This is a genomic window from Curtobacterium sp. Csp1 (genome assembly GCF_013347185.1).
Window position 1 is genome coordinate 3597760 of record NZ_CP054594.1, and the last position, 19889, is coordinate 3617648.

23 protein-coding genes and 1 tRNA gene are annotated in these 19889 nt (G+C 71.5%); 5 read left to right on the plus strand and 19 right to left on the minus strand.

What is annotated here, in order from left to right; genetic code table 11:
- Positions 1-51 precede the first annotated feature (51 nt).
- From HUN58_RS17290 to HUN58_RS17320, 7 genes are all read right to left on the minus strand, one after another.
- On the minus strand, positions 52-351 hold the full coding sequence (locus HUN58_RS17290; protein ID WP_058741446.1) for a metal-sensitive transcriptional regulator: 300 nt from the start codon (positions 349-351) through the stop codon (positions 52-54).
- The gene (locus HUN58_RS17295; protein ID WP_141860897.1) at positions 348-647 is read right to left on the minus strand and encodes a rhodanese-like domain-containing protein; all 300 of its coding nucleotides are present in this window, start codon (positions 645-647) and stop codon (positions 348-350) included. Before HUN58_RS17295 ends, HUN58_RS17290 begins: the two co-directional genes overlap by 4 nt.
- A 42-nt stretch (positions 648-689) precedes the next feature.
- The gene (locus HUN58_RS17300) at positions 690-2324 is read right to left on the minus strand and encodes an FAD-dependent oxidoreductase (RefSeq protein ID WP_208745623.1); all 1635 of its coding nucleotides are present in this window, start codon (positions 2322-2324) and stop codon (positions 690-692) included.
- Positions 2325-2580: 256 nt separating this feature from the next.
- A complete protein-coding gene (locus HUN58_RS17305) occupies positions 2581-3180 on the minus strand; it encodes a DUF305 domain-containing protein (protein ID WP_141860893.1) in 600 nt (199 codons plus the stop codon).
- A 105-nt stretch (positions 3181-3285) separates the two neighbouring features.
- Entirely contained in the window at positions 3286-3741 is a 456-nt protein-coding gene (locus HUN58_RS17310) for a hypothetical protein (protein ID WP_208745624.1), read from the minus strand.
- Between the two features lie 84 nt (positions 3742-3825).
- Positions 3826-4857 (minus strand): cation diffusion facilitator family transporter, encoded by a 1032-nt coding sequence (locus HUN58_RS17315; protein WP_208745625.1) that lies wholly within the window; start codon positions 4855-4857, stop codon positions 3826-3828.
- Positions 4854-5216 (minus strand): metalloregulator ArsR/SmtB family transcription factor, encoded by a 363-nt coding sequence (locus tag HUN58_RS17320; protein ID WP_254631534.1) that lies wholly within the window; start codon positions 5214-5216, stop codon positions 4854-4856. The genes HUN58_RS17315 and HUN58_RS17320 overlap by 4 nt, the downstream gene beginning before the upstream one ends.
- 70 nt (positions 5217-5286) lie before the next feature.
- Between HUN58_RS17320 and HUN58_RS17325 the strand changes: the two genes are divergently transcribed.
- Positions 5287-5730 (plus strand): hypothetical protein, encoded by a 444-nt coding sequence (locus HUN58_RS17325; protein ID WP_208745626.1) that lies wholly within the window; start codon positions 5287-5289, stop codon positions 5728-5730.
- Positions 5731-5858: 128 nt separating this feature from the next.
- Here HUN58_RS17325 and HUN58_RS17330 read toward each other — a convergent pair whose 3' ends face one another.
- The 5 genes from HUN58_RS17330 to HUN58_RS17350 all read right to left on the minus strand — a co-directional run bounded on the left by HUN58_RS17330 (position 5859) and on the right by HUN58_RS17350 (position 8160).
- Positions 5859-6083 carry a cold-shock protein gene (locus HUN58_RS17330; protein ID WP_144801984.1) on the minus strand — a complete coding sequence of 75 codons (225 nt, stop codon included), beginning with the start codon at positions 6081-6083 and terminating at the stop codon, positions 5859-5861.
- A 9-nt stretch (positions 6084-6092) separates the two neighbouring features.
- Positions 6093-6392 carry a hypothetical protein gene (locus HUN58_RS17335; protein ID WP_208745627.1) on the minus strand — a complete coding sequence of 100 codons (300 nt, stop codon included), beginning with the start codon at positions 6390-6392 and terminating at the stop codon, positions 6093-6095.
- A gap of 116 nt (positions 6393-6508) precedes the next feature.
- Positions 6509-6582 (minus strand) — tRNA-Pro (locus tag HUN58_RS17340).
- A 169-nt stretch (positions 6583-6751) separates the two neighbouring features.
- Complete coding sequence (locus tag HUN58_RS17345) at positions 6752-7342, minus strand: hypothetical protein (RefSeq protein WP_144801990.1); 591 nt, start codon at positions 7340-7342, stop codon at positions 6752-6754.
- Positions 7330-8160, minus strand: coding sequence for an endonuclease/exonuclease/phosphatase family protein (locus HUN58_RS17350; protein ID WP_208745628.1), 831 nt, complete (start codon positions 8158-8160; stop codon positions 7330-7332). Before HUN58_RS17350 ends, HUN58_RS17345 begins: the two co-directional genes overlap by 13 nt.
- Before the next feature lie 127 nt (positions 8161-8287).
- Between HUN58_RS17350 and HUN58_RS17355 the strand changes: the two genes are divergently transcribed.
- The 3 genes from HUN58_RS17355 (at position 8288) to HUN58_RS17365 (ending at position 12821) form a co-directional block, all read left to right on the plus strand.
- Positions 8288-9028 (plus strand): SGNH/GDSL hydrolase family protein, encoded by a 741-nt coding sequence (locus HUN58_RS17355; protein WP_180225463.1) that lies wholly within the window; start codon positions 8288-8290, stop codon positions 9026-9028.
- 56 nt (positions 9029-9084) lie between these two features.
- On the plus strand, positions 9085-10611 hold the full coding sequence (locus HUN58_RS17360; protein WP_180225464.1) for a hypothetical protein: 1527 nt from the start codon (positions 9085-9087) through the stop codon (positions 10609-10611).
- 77 nt (positions 10612-10688) lie between these two features.
- Positions 10689-12821 (plus strand): ATP-dependent DNA helicase RecQ, encoded by a 2133-nt coding sequence (locus HUN58_RS17365; RefSeq protein WP_180225465.1) that lies wholly within the window; start codon positions 10689-10691, stop codon positions 12819-12821.
- Between the two features lie 72 nt (positions 12822-12893).
- On the opposite strand, the gene HUN58_RS17370 is transcribed toward HUN58_RS17365, so the two are convergent.
- Positions 12894-13763, minus strand: coding sequence for an oxidoreductase (locus HUN58_RS17370; protein WP_180225466.1), 870 nt, complete (start codon positions 13761-13763; stop codon positions 12894-12896).
- Positions 13764-13875: 112 nt separating this feature from the next.
- Positions 13876-14763: an oxidoreductase gene (locus HUN58_RS17375; RefSeq protein ID WP_141860870.1), complete on the minus strand. Its 888-nt coding sequence runs from the start codon at positions 14761-14763 to the stop codon at positions 13876-13878.
- Between the two features lie 101 nt (positions 14764-14864).
- On the opposite strand from HUN58_RS17375, the gene HUN58_RS17380 reads away from it, so the two are divergent.
- A complete protein-coding gene (locus tag HUN58_RS17380; protein WP_141860868.1) occupies positions 14865-15716 on the plus strand; it encodes a helix-turn-helix domain-containing protein in 852 nt (283 codons plus the stop codon).
- Between the two features lie 44 nt (positions 15717-15760).
- Here the strand turns inward: HUN58_RS17380 and HUN58_RS17385 are convergent, their stop codons facing one another.
- The 5 genes from HUN58_RS17385 to HUN58_RS17405 all read right to left on the minus strand — a co-directional run bounded on the left by HUN58_RS17385 (position 15761) and on the right by HUN58_RS17405 (position 19828).
- A complete protein-coding gene (locus tag HUN58_RS17385; RefSeq protein WP_141860866.1) occupies positions 15761-16234 on the minus strand; it encodes a hypothetical protein in 474 nt (157 codons plus the stop codon).
- A 148-nt stretch (positions 16235-16382) separates the two neighbouring features.
- On the minus strand, positions 16383-16805 hold the full coding sequence (locus HUN58_RS17390) for a hypothetical protein (protein WP_141860864.1): 423 nt from the start codon (positions 16803-16805) through the stop codon (positions 16383-16385).
- Positions 16806-16900: 95 nt separating this feature from the next.
- A complete protein-coding gene (locus HUN58_RS17395) occupies positions 16901-18433 on the minus strand; it encodes a hypothetical protein (RefSeq protein WP_141860861.1) in 1533 nt (510 codons plus the stop codon).
- Positions 18426-19280: a hypothetical protein gene (locus tag HUN58_RS17400; protein WP_141860859.1), complete on the minus strand. Its 855-nt coding sequence runs from the start codon at positions 19278-19280 to the stop codon at positions 18426-18428. The genes HUN58_RS17395 and HUN58_RS17400 overlap by 8 nt, the downstream gene beginning before the upstream one ends.
- Positions 19277-19828 carry a hypothetical protein gene (locus HUN58_RS17405; protein WP_180225468.1) on the minus strand — a complete coding sequence of 184 codons (552 nt, stop codon included), beginning with the start codon at positions 19826-19828 and terminating at the stop codon, positions 19277-19279. The genes HUN58_RS17400 and HUN58_RS17405 overlap by 4 nt, the downstream gene beginning before the upstream one ends.
- Positions 19829-19889: the final 61 nt, after the last annotated feature.

Consider the following 19889-nt stretch of genomic DNA (forward strand, 5'->3'; position numbering starts at 1 on the left):
GCTGACACCGTGCCTCCCGTCCGTCCGTGGCCACGTCGGGGCGGACGCCCGTCAGGCGAGGGTGAGGAAGAGCTTCTCGAGTTCGTCGACGGTCAGCCGCTCGGGGGTTTCCTGCCCGCCTGCCTCCGGCGCATCCGTGATGCACTCACGCATGGCGGTGGAGATGATCGCGAAGCCGGCGCGGTCGATGGCGCTGCTGACCGCGGCGAGCTGGGTCACGACGTCGCGGCAGTCGCCGCCGCCCTCCACCGCGGCGATGACCGCCGCGAGCTGGCCCTGGGCGCGCTTGAGCCGGTTCGCGACCTTCCGGACGGCGGCCCCGTCGTGCAGGGAACGGTCCGCGCCGCTCATGCCACGTCCACCGGGTGTCCTGCTGCCCGCCAGGAAGCGGTGCCGCCGGCGACGTCGACCGCGGCGAACCCGGCTGCGGTCAGCACCTCGGTGGCCCGGGCACTGCGGCCACCGGACTGGCAGACGACGTGGACCGGCGCACCGGTCGGGATCTCACCGAGGCGGTCGCCGAGCTGCGCGAGGGGGATGTTCGCGGCGCCGGGCACGTGGCCGGCGCGGTACTCGTCCGGTTCCCGGACATCGATGACGTGCGCGCCGGGTGTCGCGGCGAGTTGGTCGACGGTGATCTGCTGCATGGTCTCTCCAGTCTGGTGCGTGGCGGTCGGGAGCACGTCGGGTCAGGCGGCGGCGGTTCCCGCGGTCCAGGTCGCGTAGCCACCGTCGAGGTTGCGGACGTCGTACCCGAGCTGCGTGAGGAGTCGGGCGGCGGTGTGGCCGCGCTGGCCGACCTGGCAGTGCACGACGACGGGCCCGTCGGGGAGTTCTCCGAGACGGAGGCGGAGCTCGTCGAGCGGGAGGTTCACCGAGCCTGGGATCGCGCCGGCGGCGTGCTCGGCGGGGCTGCGGACGTCGACCAGCACCACACCGTCGTCCCGCGCGGCGGCGAGTTCGTGCCACTGCACGGTGCGGGTGGCACCGGTGGCGGTGTTCTCCGCGACGTAGCCGAGCATGTTGACCGGGTCCTTCGCGGATCCGTACTGGGGTGCGTACGCCAGCTCGAGCTGGGACAGCGCCGTCGCGGTCAGTCCTGCGGCCATCGCCACGGCGATCACGTCGATCCGCTTGTCGACCCCTTCGCCACCGACGATCTGCGCACCGAGGATCCGATCGGTCGCCGGGTCGACGAGGAGCTTCATCGCCATGGACTCCGCGCCCGGGTAGTAGGCGGCGTGCGGTGCCGGGTGTGTGTGCACGACGCGGTGGGGCCGTCCCGCCGCGACGAGTCGGCGTTCACTCCAGCCCACGAGCGCGAGCGTCGTCCCGAGCAGGCCCAGGATCGCGGTGCCGAGGGCGGGGACGGCGTCCTCGGGTTCGGTACCGGCGATGTCGTCCGCGGCGGCGCGGCCGTGCCGGTTCGCGAGTCCGGCCATCGTCACCAGGGTGGGAGCACCGTCGAGCTGATCCAGTTTCTCGACGCCGTCGCCGACCGCCCAGACGTGCGGCTGCGAGGTACGGTGGCGTCCGTCGACCGCGATCCCGCCGGTCGGACCGACGGCGATGCCCGCGGCGTCGGCGAGCGAGCGGTCCGGCCGGACACCACTGGCCTCGACGACGAGCACCGTGTCGATGCTCCTGCCGTCGCTGAGGTGGACGCGCCCCGGCTCTGCCCCGGTGACCGTCGCCCCGAACCTGACGTCGACGCCGGCACGCCGGAGGGTGCGCAGGACCGGCGCGGCCATCTCGGGGTCGAGCGGCGACAGCACCTGTCGGCCGCGGGAGACCAGGGTCACCTGCGCACCGCGCGCACGGAGGTTCTCGACGGCCTCGAGCCCGACGAACCCGGCGCCGACGACGACCACTCGGGGTTCGGGCCCCGCCTGCTCGAGGACCGCGAGGATACGGTCGACGTCCTCGACGCTCCGGAGCGTGTGCGTGGGGACGTGCTCCGCAGACGGACCCGGCGAGGCCGTGGCGCCGGTCGCGAGCACCAGCTCGTCGTACGCCTCGATCCGCTCGGCGCCCGTCGTGAGGTCACGGACCGTGACGGTCCGTGCCGTCGGGTCGATCGAGACCACCTCGTGGCGCACGCAGACGTCGAGGGCGAACCTGCTGGCCAGCGACTCCGGCGACTGGAGCAGCAGCGACGACCGCTCCGGGATCACCCCACCCACGTGGTACGGCAGGCCGCAGTTGGCGAACGACACGTGCGTGCCCCGCTCGAACACCGTGATCTGCCGGGCCTCGTCGAGGCGTCGGAGCCTCGTCGCGGTGCTCATGCCCGCCGCCACACCACCGATGATGATCGTCCTCATGTCGAGAAAGATACCCCCGGGGGTATATTCCTGCAAGTGGTCGCGCTCGCGACCACGTCGAGACGGATGGAGTGACGATGTGCCGACAGGTGACCTGCAGGACGTGCGGGAAGACGACGTGGGCGGGGTGCGGGCAGCACGTCGACCAGGTGATGCGCGGGGTGCCACGACAGGACCGTTGCGCGGGCCACGAACGGCAGCAGTCCGGCGGCGGGATCTTCGCTCGGCTCTTCGGGCGATGACGGGACGGCGTGGATCACATCGCCGCGAGCATGTCCTGCATCCGGGTGATCTGCTCGGTCTGACTCGACACGATCGACCTCGCCATCGCGACCGCCTCGGCGTTCCGGCCCTCGTCGACCTCGGCCTTCGCCATCTCGACGGCGCCCTCGTGGTGCTGGATCATCTGCTCGAGGAACAGCTTCCCGGCGTCCTGCGCAGACGCCTGGTCGAGGTCGGTCATGTCGGAATCGGACATCGTCCCGGACATGGCGTACCCCGTCCCGGAGTGCTTCGACGCGGTGGGCGCACCCCATGCCCGGAGCCAGCTGGTGAGCTGCTCGATCTCCGGCGACTGTTCGGTCTTGATCTGCTCCGCGAGGGCAGCGACGTCCGGATCGACGCCGTCACCCTTCGCGAGGAGCATGTCGCTCATCTCGACGGCCTGCTCGTGGTGCGGCAGCATCATCTGCGCGAACGTCACGTCATGGTCGTCGTGCGCCGACGCGGCCGGCGTCGACGACGAGGACGAACCGGCCTCGGAGCGGGTGTTGCTGGTGGAGCACCCGGCGAGGGTGAGGCCCAGGGTCAGCGCGGCGGCGATCGCGAAGGTGCGTGTGGTCGTGGTGGTGTGCATGGTCTTCCGTTCCCGTGGATGCGTCAGGTGTTCCGGGCAGGCGGACGCCTCCCGGATCCGGGCACGCGGGAGCCACCCTCCGCGGGTGGGGTCCCGCAGGGCGGATCAGATCCGGATGACCTGCAACGCCGTGGGTGACGGTGGTCTCGGTGCCGCCATGCGGCGTGGCTGCCGGCCGGCCAGCGCGAGCAGCCGCGACAGCAGTGCGAGGACGCCGCCGGTCCGTGCGCGCAGCAGCACCCACGTGAACAGCGTGATCGTCAGCGCGCAGGCCATCCCCATCAGGGAGCACATCAGTGCGCACAGGCCACCGTCGCAGCCGGCGTCGGCGAGGACGGTCATCATCGCGGTCTGGGGCGCCGCGTGCTCGCCGTGCTCGGCGGTCGCGACGTGGCCGTGCTCGGCGGTGGCCATCGGAGCAGCCGTCGAGTGCTCGTGGGCGGCGGTGTGCCCGGCCATCGAGTGCATCAGGACCGTGAACCCGACCAGCAGCAGGAGTGCGAGCATCGCCGTGGTCTGCAGCAGCAGCCGGCGACGCGGGGAGGCGGTGGTGGTGAGCATCAGTCTTCCGAGCGGACGGATCGGGCGCGCGCTCCCATGGTGCGGCACGACCGCGGGCTGCGGCAACCCACCGTCAGATCATGGTCACCGGTGCTGCACGTGGACGGCGGGCGTGACGGTGAACTCGTCGACGTTGCCCATCACCTCATGCACGTGTTCGGCAGCGTGCTCCGCGATGTGCTCGGCGTCGTGCAGGGAGGACGCCGTGACCTCGACGGTGGCGGACCCGGTGAGCCGGTGCCCGACCCAGCGCAGCCTGATGTCCCGGACGGCTTCGACACCGGGAGTGTGCTCCAGCGCGTGCTCTGCCCTGCCGAGGAGCGCGGGATCGATGGCATCCATGAGCCGGGCACCGATCGACTTCACGGTCCCCCAGAGGAGCACCATGATCGAGACGGCGATGAGCAGGCCGATGATCGGGTCAGCGATCGGGAACCCGAGGAGCACACCGATCGCGCCGAGGACGACCGACAGTGACGTGAACCCGTCGAGACGAGCGTGCACCCCGTCGGCGACCAGAGCGGCTGAGCCGATCTTCCGGCCGACGCGGATGCGGTAGATCGCGACCGCTTCGTTGCCGGCGAAGCCGATGAGACCGGCGGCGACGAGCAGCCACGGGTTCTCGATCGGTCGCGGGGTGATGAACCGGTCGATGGCCTGCCACCCGGCGACGACGGCGGAGAGCGCGACGACGAACACGATGAACATGCCCGCGAGGTCTTCCGCGCGACCGTAGCCGTAGGTGTAGCGGCGGTTCGCGGCCCGCCGGCCGACGACGAACGCGATCCACAGCGGCACCGCGGTCAGGGCGTCGGCGAAGTTGTGGATCGTGTCCGCGAGCAGCGCGATCGATCCGGTGAACGCGACGATCACCGCCTGCAGCACCGTGGTGGCGAGGAGGACGAACAGGCTGGTCTTCAGGGCACGGACGCCGGCGGTGCTGGCCTCCATCGCGTCGTCGATCGAGTCCGCGGAGTCGTGCGTGTGCGGCACGAACAGGTCGTGGAGGAACCCCTTCACCCCGCCGTGCGGATGCGAGTGGCCGTCCGTACCGTGGTCGTGGTCGTGGTCGTGCTGGTGTCCGGCGTGGGCCACCGTGTGGTCGTGCCGGCTCATGCGCTCCCCCGCTCTCCACGGTGGTGGTGCGCAGACCCGACGACGTGCTCCGCCTGCTTCACGGCGTCGACCACCAGCTCCGATGCGTGTTCGTCGGTCAACCGGTAGTAGACGGTGGTCCCGTCACGACGGGTGGACACCATGCGCGCGAGACGGAGCTTGGCCAGGTGCTGCGACACCCCGGCTGCGCTCTTGTCGACGACCTCGGCCAACCGGGTGACGGACAGCTCCCCGGCGCCGCGCAGCGCGAGGATGATCTTCACGCGGGTGGCGTCGGCGAGCATCGCGAACACCTCGACGGCGAGCTCGACGTACTCGGACTCCGGGCTCAATCCGCAGGGTTGCTTGTCTACGTGCACACGCAGATAGTACACGATGGTGACCGCTCTGGAGCCGGAGGCCCCGGAGGCGAGCCCGTATCCTCGCGGCGTGACCGATCACCTGTGGCACCAGCGCGACCCGATGCAGGCGCGCGGTCCGGCCGGGGCGGGACGGACGTCCGCCGGCTGGTTGGCGCTGGCCCTCGTGCTGGTCTGGTCAGCAGCGATGGCACTCGCGCTGTCGGTCGCGAACAGTGTGTCTGCGGCGGACCTCGCGAGCACCGCAGTACCGCCGCATCCGCTGGACGACCCTCCCGTACCGGTCGCGCGAGCAGAGTTCCTCGCCGGGCTCATCGGCATCACGGCGCTGCCGAGCTCGCTCGTCGTCATCGGTCTCGGGTACCGAGGCGTCGTCCGGGGCTGGGTCGCGGGGCACCGCGTCGGATGGGTCGCCCTGTGCATCGGCGCGCTCGGCCTGCTCCCGGCGCTCCTCGCGACCATCTTCGGCGTGGTGATCTGCGTGTTCGACGGCGGGGCGCTCACGGCGGGGTGACACCGCATCGGCCTCGGCCAGCGGCGGGACAGGCGGACGGGAGGCGCGGTGCCAGCTGGCACCGCGCCTCCCGTCCGCCCTGTGGTCGGCCGCTCGGAACGCCACCGGGCCTGCCGCTCGCCCGGCGGTCAGACCGCCGTGACGCGCAGGGCACGGAAGAAGTACCCGTCCTGGCCTGGCGGGTAGGACTCGACCTCGAACCTGACGGGCTGGCCCGGTCGGAGCGCGAGGAAGCCGTCGCCGCTCAGCACGGAGAAGTGCGCGAAGACGTCCGAGTCCAGCTCACCCGAGCGGAGGGCACCCCAGCCGTCGTCGTCGCTCCACCAGACACACACACCGTCGACGATCCGCACGGCTGCACGTTACTGCGTCTGCTCACCGGGCAACACGCGCGGTACACTGACGATCTTGCGCTGCAGGCTGCGGAGGAGACGCAACGCGTCGGCGTCGCGGATCCCCGTGGTCGTCTCCCAGTCGGTCCCGGAGCCGACGACGTCGGAGACGAAGACCAGTTCGGTCGCGACGGCGAACTCGCCGAGCTGTGGGCCGAGACCGGGACGACCGAGTGGCGGGACTCGATCGACCGCCTGGTCGCGAACCTCACGAAGCGCTGACGGCGCAGCCGAACGAGCGAGCCACCGCGGTCGCGTGGTCGGCTCCACGGAGGAGACGGAACCGAACCACATCTTCCTGCGAACAACGAAGGACTCGGGGGCCGCGGCCGCAGCGCACACGACGAAAGCCCCGACGGAACCTGCGTTCCGTCGGGGCTTCTCGGTCGGGCTGACAGGATTTGAACCTGCGACCCCTTGACCCCCAGTCAAGTGCGCTACCAAGCTGCGCCACAGCCCGTGAGTCCTGACGGACCCGGACCCCACGAGTGGGACCCACCGCCGCGTCCGACCGGAGCGCGAGCAGCCCGTCAAGCATAGCGGACGCCGGACCCCCTCCGCGCCACGGCGCGTCGCACCGAGGCCCACCACGCGTCCCGCCACGACCCACCACCCACGGCACCCGACCGTCACCGCCGCCGGACGACCTCCCGCGACGCCGCCAGCCACGGCAGCGCGAACCCGACGAGCAGCCCGCCGAGCCCGTCCGCCGCCAGGTCCCCGATCGTGTCGTCGTAGCCGACGAAGATCGCCGAGTCGACGAACTCGTGCCCGAGCCACTCGCACATCTCCCACACGGCCCCGATCGCGAGCCCCGCGCAGAACACCAGGAGCGCCACGGCCACCCGGCCCGCATCCGGGGCGTGCGGCACGAGCCGCAGGTCGGCGGCGATCACCGCGAGCAGCGCCGCCAGGAGCCCGGTCAGCACGACGTGCACGACCTTGTCCCACAGGAACACCGACGTGTACCACTCGAGCGCGCTCGACCACCCCGCGAGCAGTACGAGCAGGCAGACGGCCAGGTCGAACGCGGGCCGCAGCCCGAGTGCGCGCGGCACGACGACGCCGAACAGCGCGAGGGCCATCACCGCGAACGAGGTGCTCCCCCACCCGACGGCGGCGACCGGCACGCTGACGAGCGTCGCGAGCCGCACCACGTCGGACGGTGTGAAGCGCCTCCGCAGGAACGTCGGCCCGAGCGCCGCGATCACGACGCCCACCGCACGACGGCGTGCACGGCCGCGTGGTCGGACGGCCAGACCCCGTCGGGCCTGCGCACGGACACGGCTGCCCGCTCGACGACGGCGTCCTCGGTCACGAGCACCCCGTCGATGCGCCGGCCCCCGACACGCGGACTCCGGTAGTGCGGGTACGTCCCCCACTCCTCGCCGACCAGCCGGGAGGCACGGGGCACGCTGTCGACGACCCCCGCCTCCGCCAGGGCTCGCCACGGCCCGGAGCCCGCAGGGCAGTTCCAGTCCGCCATCACGACGGCCGGCAGGCCACGCTGGCGGACGATCCGGCCGAGGAGCTCCGCCTGCCGCAGGCGCGCCCACGGGGACGCGACGTCGAGGTGCGTCGCGACGGCGAGGAACACGGTGCCGGTCGTGCGGTCCTCGAGGACCGCACCGACGGCGTGCCGCGGGAACGCGGTCGCCCACGAACGCGACCCGGGTCGCGACGGCGTGCGGGAGAGCGCCCAGGTGCGCCGCTCGACGACCCGGACCCGCTCCCGGTCGAGCAGCAGGCCGACGGCCTCGCCGCCCCCGCGCACGCCGCGGCCGACGACGACGGGTTCCCAACGCGACCCGAGTCGCGAGGTGAGGTCCGCGGTCTGCGCGGGCAGTGCCTCCTGGACGGCCAGGACGGTGGGCGCTTCGGAGGTGACGAGCGCGACCACGGCCTCCCGGCGCCGTTCCCACGCGTCCGGGTGGGTCAGCGGTCGCGGGACGCGCCGCCGCAGGTTGAGCGTCATGCAGTGCACGGCGGGAGCCGGGACCGGTCCGATGGTGGGCTGGTCGTCCGGCGGGGCCTGCATGCACCCTGTCTACGAGACGACACCTGTCGGCTTCCCAGGTCGCGCTCCCCATGACCCAGCCATGAAGCGTCCAGCAGTCGGCACAGAGACCGGACAGCGACCGCTCCGGCGACCTACAGTCGAACCCATGCCCTCGACCCGTCCGCTCCTCGCCGCTGCGCTCGTCGCGGTCGTCGCCGGCGTCGGCGTCCTCGGTTGGCACGCCGCCGTCGGACACGAGTCCGTCGCCTCCGCCGCCCGCGCCACCGCCTCCGCCAGCCCGACCCCGAGCGCGTCGCCCACGCCGACCCCGCCGTCCTTCACGGTGGACAGCGACGTCGTGACGATCGGCGACTCGATCATGGCCGGCTACGGGCTCGACGACTCCGCGGACGCGTGGCCGTCCCTGGTCGGCGAGCAGACCGGCGCGGTCGTGGCGAACGACTCGTGCAGCGGCGCCGGGTTCATCTCCGTCGGCGACTGCGGGACGGACTACGCGGGGCTGATCCAGGGCGCCGTGTCCGCGAAGCCCGAGCTGGTGGTGATCCAGTCGTCGGACAACGACCTCGGCGAGGACCCGACCGCCCTCGCGACGGCCACGATGCAGACCGTGACGCAGCTGCACCAGGCGCTGCCCGACGCGAAGATCGTCGGGTTCAGCACGCTGTGGGACCAGCCGGGCGACGTCCCGGACGAGGTGGCGCAGAGCAGCACCGACCTGCAGCAGGCGCTCGCGACGGTCGGTGGGACGTACATCGACGTCGGCCAGCCGATCGCCGGGCACGCCGACTGGCTGCAGGACGACAGCGAGCACCCGACGGTCGCCGGGCAGCAGCAGCTCGCGGCGGCGTTCCTCGCCGACCTGGAGCGCGCCGGCTTCCACCTCTGAACCGAGCGTTGACGGAGCGTCCAGGTCGCGCCCGTGGCCCCCGTTAGGGTGGCCCGATGCGTTCCGGTCGTCCCCTCCGCCCCCTGCTCGCACTCGTCGTCTCCGGGCTCCTGCTCGGTGCCGCCGGGTGCACGGCGGACGCAGCAGACCGGACGGCCACCGAGCTGACCCGTCCCGCCGCCGACGCCGTGCGGGTCGCGGCGTCCGACGACCCCACGACCCGGTCCGTCCAGGTGAGCCGCGCCCTCTTCGCGCACGCACGGGGCGCGGTCGTGGCGCCCGCGGGCGACGAGCGCGCGGTCGCCACGGCGGCGAGCGCCGCCCGTCGGGCGCACGTGCCACTGCTGGTGACGCCGTCGGCCGGCCATCCGGCGGCGGGCGAGCGCACTCCGGGCGACGACGGTTCCTCGCGGGGCGACGCGGCCGTCGCCGCGGAGCTCGAGCGGCTCGGCGCGGACTGGTACCAGGCCGAGGGCGACGTGTCGGTCGACACCGACGTGCCGGAGCGGGACGCACCGGAGGCGGGCGACGCTGCGGCGGTGGGGCGTGCCTCCCGTCCGGCGACCGTCGTCGTGGCGGACCGCCGGTCGGACGCGCCCGCCGTGGCGACGGCGGAGGCGGCCGGGGCGCACGTGGTCGTGATGCCCGCGGGCGTGACCGACCCCGCGGCGGCGCCGGACGTCGTGTCGACGCTGCACGAGCGCGCGGGGCACCCGACGGTGTTCGCGGGCGCGACGTTCCGCGCGCTGTCGGACCCGGGGTGGACGGTGCGGGCCGCGCAGGGTGGCTGGCAGTTGCCGCACGGCGGGCAGCGGCCGTTCGACGGGCACCGCTGGACGGCGCTGTACGGGGCGCCGGGCGCGCCGGTGCTCGGGGTCCTCGGTGAGCAGGACCCGACGGCGACGGTGCAGCGGGCGGAGCAGCTCGCGGCCTCGTACGACGGCCTCGGCGACGAGCCGGTCTCGCCCGCGCTCGAGGTCATCGCGACCGTCGCGGCCGGCGACCCCGGCGCGGACGGGGACTACTCGCGCGAGCTCCCGGTCTCGACGCTGCAGCCGTACGTCGACGCCGCGCGGCGGGCGGGGATGCCCGTGGTGCTCGACCTGCAGCCCGGGCGCTCGGACTTCCTGTCGCAGGCGAAGCGGTACGAGTCGCTGCTGCGGGAGCCGAACGTGTGGCTCGCGCTCGACCCGGAGTGGCGGCTCGGGCCGGACCAGGTGCCGCTCCGGCAGATCGGGAGCGTCTCGGCGGACGAGGTCGACCGGGTGTCGTCGTGGCTCGCCGCACTCGTCCGTCAGCACGGCCTGCCACCGAAGGCCCTGGTCCTGCACCAGTTCCGGCTGTCGATGATCCAGGACCGGGCGTCGCTGACGCAGCACCCCGAGCTCGACCTGCTCGTGCACGTCGACGGGCAGGGGTCGCAGCCGGACAAGCAGGCGACGTGGAAGGCGCTGCACCAGGATGCGCCGGCGGGGGTGCACTGGGGCTGGAAGAACTTCATCGACGAGGACACGCCCATGCTCACCCCGGAGCAGACGATGGCGGACGTGACGCCGACGCCGTCGCTCATCACCTACCAGTAGCGGGTCGCGTCGCCGGGTTGTCCACAGCCGGGAGGATCGGGGCCGGTTCCGTCGGTCGGTGCTGACAGCATGGGGGCATGGACACGACCACCGCGCAGCCGTCCGCCGCGATCGCCGCCGAGGCACAGGAGGCCCTCGTCGCCCTGACCGGCCGGCCGGACGCGGACTTCCACCCCGGCCAGCTCGAGGCGATCTCGGCCCTGGTCGAGCACCGGCAGCGTGCGCTCGTCGTACAGCGCACCGGGTGGGGCAAGTCCGCCGTGTACTTCCTCGCCACGCTGCTGCTCCGGCGGCGGGGCGGTGGGCCGACCGTGCTCGTGTCGCCCCTGCTGGCGCTCATGCGCGACCAGGTCGCCGCGGCCGCCCGGGCCGGGGTGCGCGCGGTGTCGATCAACTCCGCGAACGCGCACGAGTGGGCGGACACGCAGGCCGCCCTCGCCCGGGACGAGGTCGACGTGCTCCTCGTGTCGCCGGAGCGGCTCAACAACCCGCGGTTCCGCGACGAGCAGCTCCCGACACTCGTGGCGCGGATGGGGATGCTCGTGGTGGACGAGGCGCACTGCATCTCGGACTGGGGCCACGACTTCCGGCCGGACTACCGACGGCTCGCGGAGCTCATCCGGTCGCTGCCGCACGGGGTGCCCGTCCTCGCCACGACCGCCACCGCGAACGAGCGCGTGGTCGAGGACGTCGCCGAGCAGCTCACCGCGGGTCCTGCCGACCCGGTGTTCACCATCCGAGGGTCGCTCGCCCGTGCGTCGCTCCGGCTCGGGGTCCTGACGCTGCCGGACGCCCGACAGCGGCTCGGGTGGTTGCTCGCGCACCTCGCCGAGCTGCCCGGGAGCGGGATCGTCTACACGCTCACGGTCTCCGGGGCCGAGGACATCGCGCGGCTCCTGCGCGAGAACGGGTACGCCGTCCGTGCGTACACGGGGCGCACCGACGACGAGGAGCGCGAGCAGCTCGAGCAGCAGCTCAAGGCCAACGAGCTCAAGGCCCTCGTCGCGACCAGCGCCCTCGGGATGGGCTTCGACAAGCCGGACCTCGGGTTCGTCGTGCACGTCGGGGCGCCGTCCTCCCCCGTGGCGTACTACCAGCAGATCGGTCGCGCTGGACGTGCGACCGACAACGCCGACGTCCTGCTCCTGCCCGGGCGCGAGGACCAGGAGATCTGGCAGTACTTCGCCAGCGCGTCCATGCCGACCGAGTCCCGCGCCGCCGCGGTGCTCGGTGCCCTGTCCACCGACACCGCGATGTCCACCGTCGCGCTCGAGGGGCTGGTCGACGTCAAGCGGTCCACGCTCGAACTCCTGCTCAAGGTGCTCGACGTCGACGGAGCCGTCCGCCGCGTCGCCGGGGGCTGGGTGTCCACCGGCGAGCCGTGGCAGTACGACGCCGCCCGGTACGAGCGCGTCGCGGCCGCCCGTGCAGCGGAGGCGTCCTCGATGCTCGCGTACGAGTCGACCACGGCGTGCCGGATGCAGCTGCTGCAGCAGGACCTCGACGACCCGTCGGCCGAGCCGTGCGGTCGGTGCGACAACTGCGCCGGCGTCTGGTACCCGACCGCGGTCTCGGACTCCGACACCTCCGGTGCTGCCGCCGCCCTCGACCGGGTCGGGGTCGAGGTCACACCGCGCGCCCAGTGGCCGTCGGGCATGTCGGCGCTCGGCGTCCCGGTGAAGGGGCGGATCCCAGCAGGCGACCTCGTGGAGCCGGGTCGGGCCATCGCCCGGCTGACGGACCTCGGGTGGGGCGGCCCCCTGCGCACGCTCTTCGCGCCGTCGACACCGGACGGGCCCGTGTCGAAGGCGCTCGTCGACGGGTGCGTCCGGGCGCTCAAGGACTGGCCGTGGGCCGAGCGGCCGACCGGTGTGGTCGCGATGTCGTCGCGGTCGCGGCCGGAGCTCGTGGCGTCGCTCGCGCAGGCGCTGTCGACGATCGGTCGCCTGCGGTTCCTCGGCACGCTCGGGCGGAGCGGGGGCGAGCCGCGCGGGGACGGTGCGACGAACAGCGCGTACCGGTTGGCCGGGGTCTGGGACACCTTCGTGGTCGACCCCGAGCTCGCGGCGGCGCTGCAGGCGCACGAGGGGCCGGTGCTTCTCGTGGACGACCTGGTGGACAGCCGGTGGACGGTGACGGTCGCGGGGCGGGAGCTGCGGCGGGCGGGGGCGGACGCCGTGCTGCCGTTCGCGCTCGCCACGGTCGCCTGACACCGGGCTCGGTCGGCCGGGCTCCGGCGGTCGGGCTCCGGCGGTCGGGCTCTGGCAGTCGGGCTCTGGCGGTCAGGCGGCGGCGATCGCGTCGAGTTCGGCGAGTGCGTCCGACGGCAGGGTGATGCCTGCGCCGGCGACGTTCGCGCGGAGGTGCTCCACCGACGACGTCCCGGGGATCAGCAGGATGTTCGGCGAGCGCTGCAGCAGCCACGCGAGCGCCACCGACAGCTGCGACTCCCCCAGACGCTCGGCGACGGCGTCGAGCGCGCCGGACTGGATCGGCGAGAAGCCGCCGAGCGGGAAGTAGGGCACGAAGGCGATCCCCTCAGCCGCGGTCAGGTCGACCAGGTCGTCGTCCGCCCGCTGCGCCACGTTGTACATGTTCTGCACGCAGACGACGGGCGCGATCCGGAGCGCCTCGAGGAGCTGCGCGGCGGTGATGGTCGACAGGCCGAGGTGCCGGATCAGCCCCTGCCGGCGGAGTTCTGCGAGCGCTTCGAACTGCGGAGCGATGCTCCCGGCCTCCGGGGCGTCGAACCCGCCCACCCGGAGGTTCACGACGTCGAGCTGCTCGAGCCCGAGCCGCTCGAGGTTCGCGTGCACGTCCTCGACCAGCTGCTCGGGCTTCCGCGCCGGCGGCCACTGCCCCTTCGCGTTCCGCCGCGACCCGACCTTCGTCACGATGTGCAGGTCGTCCGCGTACGGGTGCAGTGCTTCGCGGATGATCTCGTTCGTGACGTGCGGGCCGTAGAAGTCCGCCGTGTCGATGTGGGTGATGCCGAGCTCGACCGCCGTGCGGAGCACGCGCACGGCCTCGTCCCGGTCGGCCGGCGGCCCGAACACCTGCGGTCCGGCGAGCTGCATGGCGCCGTACCCGAACCGGGTGACCTCGAGGTCGCCGAGGTCGTACGTGCCGCCGGGGAGCGTGTCGTTCGTCATGCCTCGACGATGCTCCTCGCTCCCCGGTCCTGCCCGCGCGCCAGCCGCTTCCCCGACCGTCCGTGCGCGGACGGGTGCCGAGTGTGGCAGCCGTCCCCGCACGGTCGTCCGGTCACGCAGTCGGGTCCGGTGCCGAACCGATGGCGTCGAGCTCGGCCACGGCGTCCTCGGGCAGCACGAAACCGGCGGAGGCGACGTTGTCCCGCAGGTGTGCGACCGAGGACGTCCCCGGGATGAGCAGGATGTTCGGCGAGCGCTGCAGCAGCCACGACAGGGCGACGGTCAGGCGGGACACCCCGAGCCGCGAGGCCACGGCGTCGAGGGCACCCGACTGCAACGGCGTGAACCCGCCGAGCGGGAAGTAGGGCACGTACGCGATGCCCTTCGCCGCCGTCAGGTCCACGAGGGCGTCGTCCTCGCGCCGGGCGACGTTGTACATGTTCTGGACGCAGACGATCGGCGTGATCGCCTGCGCCTCGGCGAGTTGGTCGGCGTCGACGGTCGACAGCCCGACGTGCCGGATCAGCCCCTGCTGCTGGAGCGCCGCGAGCGCCTCGACCTGCGGTGCGATCGAACCGGGCTCGGGGGCGTCGAATCCGCCCATGCGCAGGTTGACGACGTCGAGCCGGTCGACGCCCAGGTGCCGCAGGTTGTCGTGCACCTGCTCGACGAGTTCCTGCGGGGACCGGGCGTGCGGCCAGCCGCCCTGCTCGTCACGCCGGGCACCCACCTTCGTCACGATCCGCAGGTCCTCCGGGTAGGGCGACAGCGCCTCGCGGATGAGTTCGTTGGTCACGTGCGGGCCGTAGAAGTCCGACGTGTCGATGTGCGTGATGCCGAGGTCGACGACCGTGCGGAGGACCCGGACCGCCTCGTCGTGGTCGGCGGGCGGTCCGAAGACCCCGGGACCCGCGAGCTGCATCGCGCCGTAGCCGAGGCGGGTCAGGTCGAGGTCGTCTGCGAGTCGGTAGCTGCCACCGGGGAGCGTGTCGTTCGTCAAGTCTCCACCCTCGTCGGTGCGAACCGCGCTGCCCAGGTCCGCGTCGACCCTGGGACCACGGGGACCAGGATCACCACCGGCGACGCTCGTACGATCGAGGCATGACCGACGACCGGCGCCTCGGCGAGTACCTCCGGGCTCGACGCGAACTCGTCCGCCCGGAGGACGTCGGCATCCGCGTGACCGGCCCGCGTCGGACACCGGGGCTCCGCCGGGAGGAGGTCGCGACGCTCGCCGGGATCAGCGCCGACTACTACCTGCGACTCGAGCAGGGGCGCGACCGGAACCCGTCGCCCCAGGTGCTCGAGGCCGTGGCAAGCGTGTTCGGGCTCGACGATGCGGCGACCGCGTACCTGCTCGCCCTCGCCTGCGTCCGTCCGACCGCCCGCGCGCAGCGGTCGACCCTGGGCCGGGGCCGGGTCCCGACGGGGACGCTGCAGTTCCTCGAGGTCGTCGGCCTCCCGGCGTTCGTCGAGGACCGCGCCTTCGACGTCCTCGCCGCGAACGCCCTCGCGACCGAACTCGACCCGGGGATCCGCGCGGGCGAGAACCGGCTGCGCACGATGTTCCTCGACCCGGCGGCGACTGCGCGGTACCCCGACTGGGAGCGGCAGATGGCCGGGATGGTCGCGGCCTTCCGGGCCTCGATCGGCCCGGACGTCGACGATCCCTCGGTGGTGCGGCTCGTCGGGGAGCTCTCGCTCGGCAGCGAGGCGTTCCGGCGGCTCTGGGCGCGACACGACGTCCGCGCGCCGAGCGGGGCCGCGGTGCGGATGTGGCACCCCGAGGTCGGCGACCTCGAGCTCCGACGCGAGAAGCTCGGCGTCGGTGGGACGGACGGACAGCTGCTCGTCGTGCACCACGCCGAACCGGGGTCGGCGTCGGCGCACGCCCTGGCGCTGCTCGGCAGTCTGGCTGCCAGTCACACCGGCCCGGGCGACGGGGTCGAGTAGCGGGACCGCGTCAGCCCCACGAAGCTGCACGAAGACGAACGACATCAGCGAGATCCTCCTGGCCACCGCCCGAAGTGATCCTCGAGCGCATCGCTCGGGATCAAGACGAGCTCCTTCAGCTCCTCCGTCGAAGTGGCGTAGGCGCTCCCCGACCAGCCCTGCTGCTCGGCGACCTCCCCGATCACCAGCTGCGGCTTCGTCCGGAGACGGATGAACACTCCTGTGTCAGGCTCGACGTCGCCGACTGACCAACCGAGCCGGGCCACGCGCTCGATGATCCCGGGAACGGCTGCGCTGTCGTGCACCGATCCTTCGATGGATACCTCGTGGCGCTTGTTCAGCCCCGACAACGTGTCCCCCTGTGTGATCGACGCGTCGGTCAGACCGTCGATCGATGCCAATCGTTCCTGCGCTTGTTCGAGCGACTGACCGGTGGAGCTGCTCGGTCTGCTCGACGAACGGTCCCACGGCACGGTTCCTGTCCGACCACAGCCGGACGACGCCATGAGTGCCAGCACTGCGATGAGCGTCCACGCCGTCCTCCGGACCGTCTTCACCGCGGCCCCCTCTGATCTCAACCGTCGGCCTCGACTCCTGTCTGCCGTCGAGACGTTCTCGCTGGATGCATCACCGTTTTCCGGAGTGACGCCCCATCGGATCTCGACGTCATCGGGACGGTACTGCTCCCGGCCACTGCCCGAGTTGACGCTCGAGGACCTTTCGAGAAGCAACCACCAACTCCCGGAAGGAATCGGAGGTCGACCGGTACTGCAGTCCTTCCCAATCCTTCAAGAGCGCGCCGATCGTCACCTGGGGCTGCGTGTGAACACGGACGCTGACGCCTTGATCGGCATCGACATCATTGACAGACCAACCGAGAGCGAACATGTACTCCACGAGGGTTCGCTGCTCGTCCTCCGAGGTGCTCGTCGTCGACGCTTCAAGCCACAGCCGACGATGTTCCTGGAAACCTGACATCGTCTCGTTGACAGTGATCGACGTGTCTGTTAGCCCGCTGCGCTCCTGCAGCTGCGCACGAGCTTCCGCGAGCGTCTGCCCAGAGGATGTCGGAGCTGAAGTCTGCGACACGTTCGGTTCCTCTCCGAGCTGGGGCGTACTGCAGCCAGCACATCCCACGAGAATCAGGACCCCGGCCGTCACGATCGTCAACCTGCTCAACACCGTCACGGGATGCGCCACGCTTCCCAGTCGTTCATCGACACCTTCGTCCCATCCGTTCCGAGGAACTTGGCAATGTCATCCGATGCGTTCACCCGTCCCTGCTGTTGAGCCATGACCGCGTACCGGTTTGCATCATGCGCGTCGACTACGGAAGCCATCGGTATGTCCTCATCTGCTTTGATTGGCGCATCCCCGCGGATCGTCTGCCAGGAGGGACGGGCGGGATTGAGCGTACCGTCAAGGGCCGCGACCGGATCGCTGGTGGACTCGAACGAAGTAACGTGCGTGGTGTCCGGAATCCGCATGGCACCGACGGGGGAACCCGCTGTCACGACTTGCTGCACGTTGAAGCCATCAGGATCAGCCGCGATCGCCCCGGCGGTGATGCCCCCGAGGCTGAACCCGACCAGCATCACTGGCTGATCGACGATTCCTTCTCGGCGCATCGCATCCTTTACCGCTTCTGCCAGCGCGGTGTTGCTGCCGTAGCGCATCGCATGTACATCGGAGGTCAGATCGTTCGGCGCCCTCCCTGCAACAGGATCCCAACTCTGAGTACTCGGGATCTGCACTGTGTACCGCTCGATCCCGTCCGGGCCAACAACCTTCGTGATCCTGATGTCTCCGAAGTCCTGCTGCCCGACGGCGTCGATCTGACCGGCACTCGCAAGAAGCGACTGAAGGTCTGTCGGAATGATGTTGCCGTCCGCGTCTGTCTTCAATGTCGTGTCGAGAGCACTTTCCGATGCGAACACGGCGTCTTCGGACCGCTTGGTCCGCTCTTCAGGACTGATCAGACCTTCGAGAAAGGTGTGCTTCCCGTCCTGGAAGCTCCCCAGTCGTTGTCCGCCCGCGATGAGAGTCGCAAGTAGCCCGTCATAGGTCCCACTCCCGCGAAGGTCCCCCAGCCAAGCCTCTTCCATCGAAACGAGCTTCGGGCTCATCTTCGGCAGCTCGGCCATGAAGTTTTCGCCGAAGTTGCGCGCGGTCTCCTTCACGAAGACGCTCAAACGATCCGTCAACGTCCCCTGCTGGCCCGCAGACGCCGCGAACGCTTGCGCGATCGAGTGTCCAGCGATCCCTAGAACATCCGCGGCGACGCCGCTTTCGACGGCGTCCTTGGCCAAGAACGACAACGCGACGGTGGTGTAGACGACGGTCTCGGTCACCAGGGTTGCATTGACTGCGACCTGAACGCCGAAGGCAAATGCCTCGTGAACTCCGACGCTCAGGCCTGCGAGCGCTGCGGCGAGACCTGCTTCGGCCGCCTCGTAGACCTTGGAGATCGACGCCGTGATGATGACGAGCGCCTTCGTGGAGACGATCGTCACACTCAGCTGCGCCGACGCATTGATCACGGCGCCCTCGGCGGCCAGTGCAGTGCCGGGTGAGAGGATCGCCGACGCGAGGAGGTCCCCGTCGATGGAGAGCGCCCCGACCTTCGGCACGAGCGGCCCGGCGAAGGTGTTGAGCGCGGTGATCCCGGTGGTCAGGCGATCGATCTCCGCGTAGTCGACCTTGATCCCGTCAGACATCTCGGTCCTTGATGAGTCCAGCGACGAGACCGAGGAGATCCGTGCGGATCTCCTCGTCCGTCTGGGCGGACACGGTGACCGTGCCGGCATCGATGATGCGATCGGGTGTGACCTCCGAGCCGGGCGCATCCGAGCCGAGGCCGATGCTCATCCGGAGCCATCCGCGACGGGTGCCGAACCAGTCGGCGATGAAGACCGGGCCACGGTCCGCGGTGAAGGCCTTCACACGGAAGCCGTGCTGCACGGGCTCAGCCAGCCCCCGGAAAAGTCCCACCGCGTCGGAAGGGACGTGCAGTTCTGCCACCACGGCATCGAGTACCCGGGCATCGCCGCGCTGGATGGCGTCGACCAGCGCCTGGGACGCCACGGTGCTGACGGTGGTCGAGCCCCGGACCGGATCTGTCACCTCGAGGGAGGGGATCAGACCGACGAGCGCCGACCACGCCTGGTTGAGCACGGAGCCGCGCAGGTGCGCACTACTGCTGTCACCGGTCCGCTGGCTCCGCACGGTGAGGTGCGAGGCAGCGTCGCCACCGAGGACGGTCGAATGCGCCAACGTCGCCTCGGCGTCCCATGCGGTCACCTGAATGACGATCGAACCGGCGTTCTGCAGCGCGAGTGACAGCAGGAACGGCGCATCGAGGTCGTCCGTCCACGTCTCGGCACCGGCGTCGGGCCCGCGTGTGAGCACCCCACGCTCGACCAGCGCTTCCGTGGACTGCTGCTCCGGCGCACCCGAGGGCACGAAGGACGGCAGGACGAGCCCGGGCAGGTGCTCGCGGACGCTGCGGAGCTCGTCGACCGTCAGGTCCCAGTCGATGACGTCGATGGCCGGTGCCCCGCTCATCCGACACCGTTCCGGATCGCGGCAGCGCGCACGTCGATCCAGTCCTTCGAACCGGACGGCGGCGGGGACGGCACCTGCGCGATGAACGACTTGGCACTCGCGACCTGGCCGTCAGACACCTGTTGCCCGCCGAGCTCATGCACGGAGACGCGGACGTGGTCGGGCTCACCCGAGCCCGCGGCGCCGATCACCTGCATCAACCCGTTGACGGCGTTCGACGCGACGTCCTTGACGGCGTTCACGACGTTCGCCGCCAGGTGCGCCGCCTGGTTCCACAGGTCGCGTGCGACGCGCTCGGCCTCGGCGATCTGAGCCTTCACGGCGTCGACGGCCTTCGCGTGCGCATCGAGGGCGTTCGCTGCCTCGTCGAGCAGCTGCGCCTTCTTGCCGAGCTCAGCGCCGGACTCCTGGACCCGACGGCGTACGGCGTCGGCCGCCTTCCCCGCCGACGACAGACCGTCGGCCTGCGACACCAGCGCGCTCGCCCGTGAGCGCAACCCGTCGGCGTCGTCTCGCAGCGCACGGGCCTTCGCCCGCAGCTGTGTCATCTCCCCGTACATGCCCTACCCCCCCACGAAGGAGACGGCCGGCGCCTGCAGCGCCGGCCAT

What these genes read in the sequence shown, in the direction of transcription:
- HUN58_RS17365 (WP_180225465.1), top strand. Translation starts at nt 10,689, where the DNA reads ATGGACACGACCACCGCGCAGCCGTCCGCCGCGATCGCCGCCGAGGCA.
- HUN58_RS17355 (WP_180225463.1), top strand. Translation starts at nt 8,288, where the DNA reads ATGCCCTCGACCCGTCCGCTCCTCGCCGCTGCGCTCGTCGCGGTCGTC.
- HUN58_RS17295 (WP_141860897.1), bottom strand. Translation starts at nt 647, where the DNA reads ATGCAGCAGATCACCGTCGACCAACTCGCCGCGACACCCGGCGCGCAC.
- HUN58_RS17305 (WP_141860893.1), bottom strand. Translation starts at nt 3,180, where the DNA reads ATGCACACCACCACGACCACACGCACCTTCGCGATCGCCGCCGCGCTG.
- HUN58_RS17370 (WP_180225466.1), bottom strand. Translation starts at nt 13,763, where the DNA reads ATGACGAACGACACGCTCCCCGGCGGCACGTACGACCTCGGCGACCTC.
- HUN58_RS17405 (WP_180225468.1), bottom strand. Translation starts at nt 19,828, where the DNA reads ATGACACAGCTGCGGGCGAAGGCCCGTGCGCTGCGAGACGACGCCGAC.
- HUN58_RS17290 (WP_058741446.1), bottom strand. Translation starts at nt 351, where the DNA reads ATGAGCGGCGCGGACCGTTCCCTGCACGACGGGGCCGCCGTCCGGAAG.
- HUN58_RS17400 (WP_141860859.1), bottom strand. Translation starts at nt 19,280, where the DNA reads ATGAGCGGGGCACCGGCCATCGACGTCATCGACTGGGACCTGACGGTC.
- HUN58_RS17315 (WP_208745625.1), bottom strand. Translation starts at nt 4,857, where the DNA reads ATGAGCCGGCACGACCACACGGTGGCCCACGCCGGACACCAGCACGAC.
- HUN58_RS17380 (WP_141860868.1), top strand. Translation starts at nt 14,865, where the DNA reads ATGACCGACGACCGGCGCCTCGGCGAGTACCTCCGGGCTCGACGCGAA.
- HUN58_RS17310 (WP_208745624.1), bottom strand. Translation starts at nt 3,741, where the DNA reads ATGCTCACCACCACCGCCTCCCCGCGTCGCCGGCTGCTGCTGCAGACC.
- HUN58_RS17350 (WP_208745628.1), bottom strand. Translation starts at nt 8,160, where the DNA reads ATGCAGGCCCCGCCGGACGACCAGCCCACCATCGGACCGGTCCCGGCT.
- HUN58_RS17395 (WP_141860861.1), bottom strand. Translation starts at nt 18,433, where the DNA reads ATGTCTGACGGGATCAAGGTCGACTACGCGGAGATCGATCGCCTGACC.
- HUN58_RS17360 (WP_180225464.1), top strand. Translation starts at nt 9,085, where the DNA reads ATGCGTTCCGGTCGTCCCCTCCGCCCCCTGCTCGCACTCGTCGTCTCC.
- HUN58_RS17300 (WP_208745623.1), bottom strand. Translation starts at nt 2,324, where the DNA reads ATGAGGACGATCATCATCGGTGGTGTGGCGGCGGGCATGAGCACCGCG.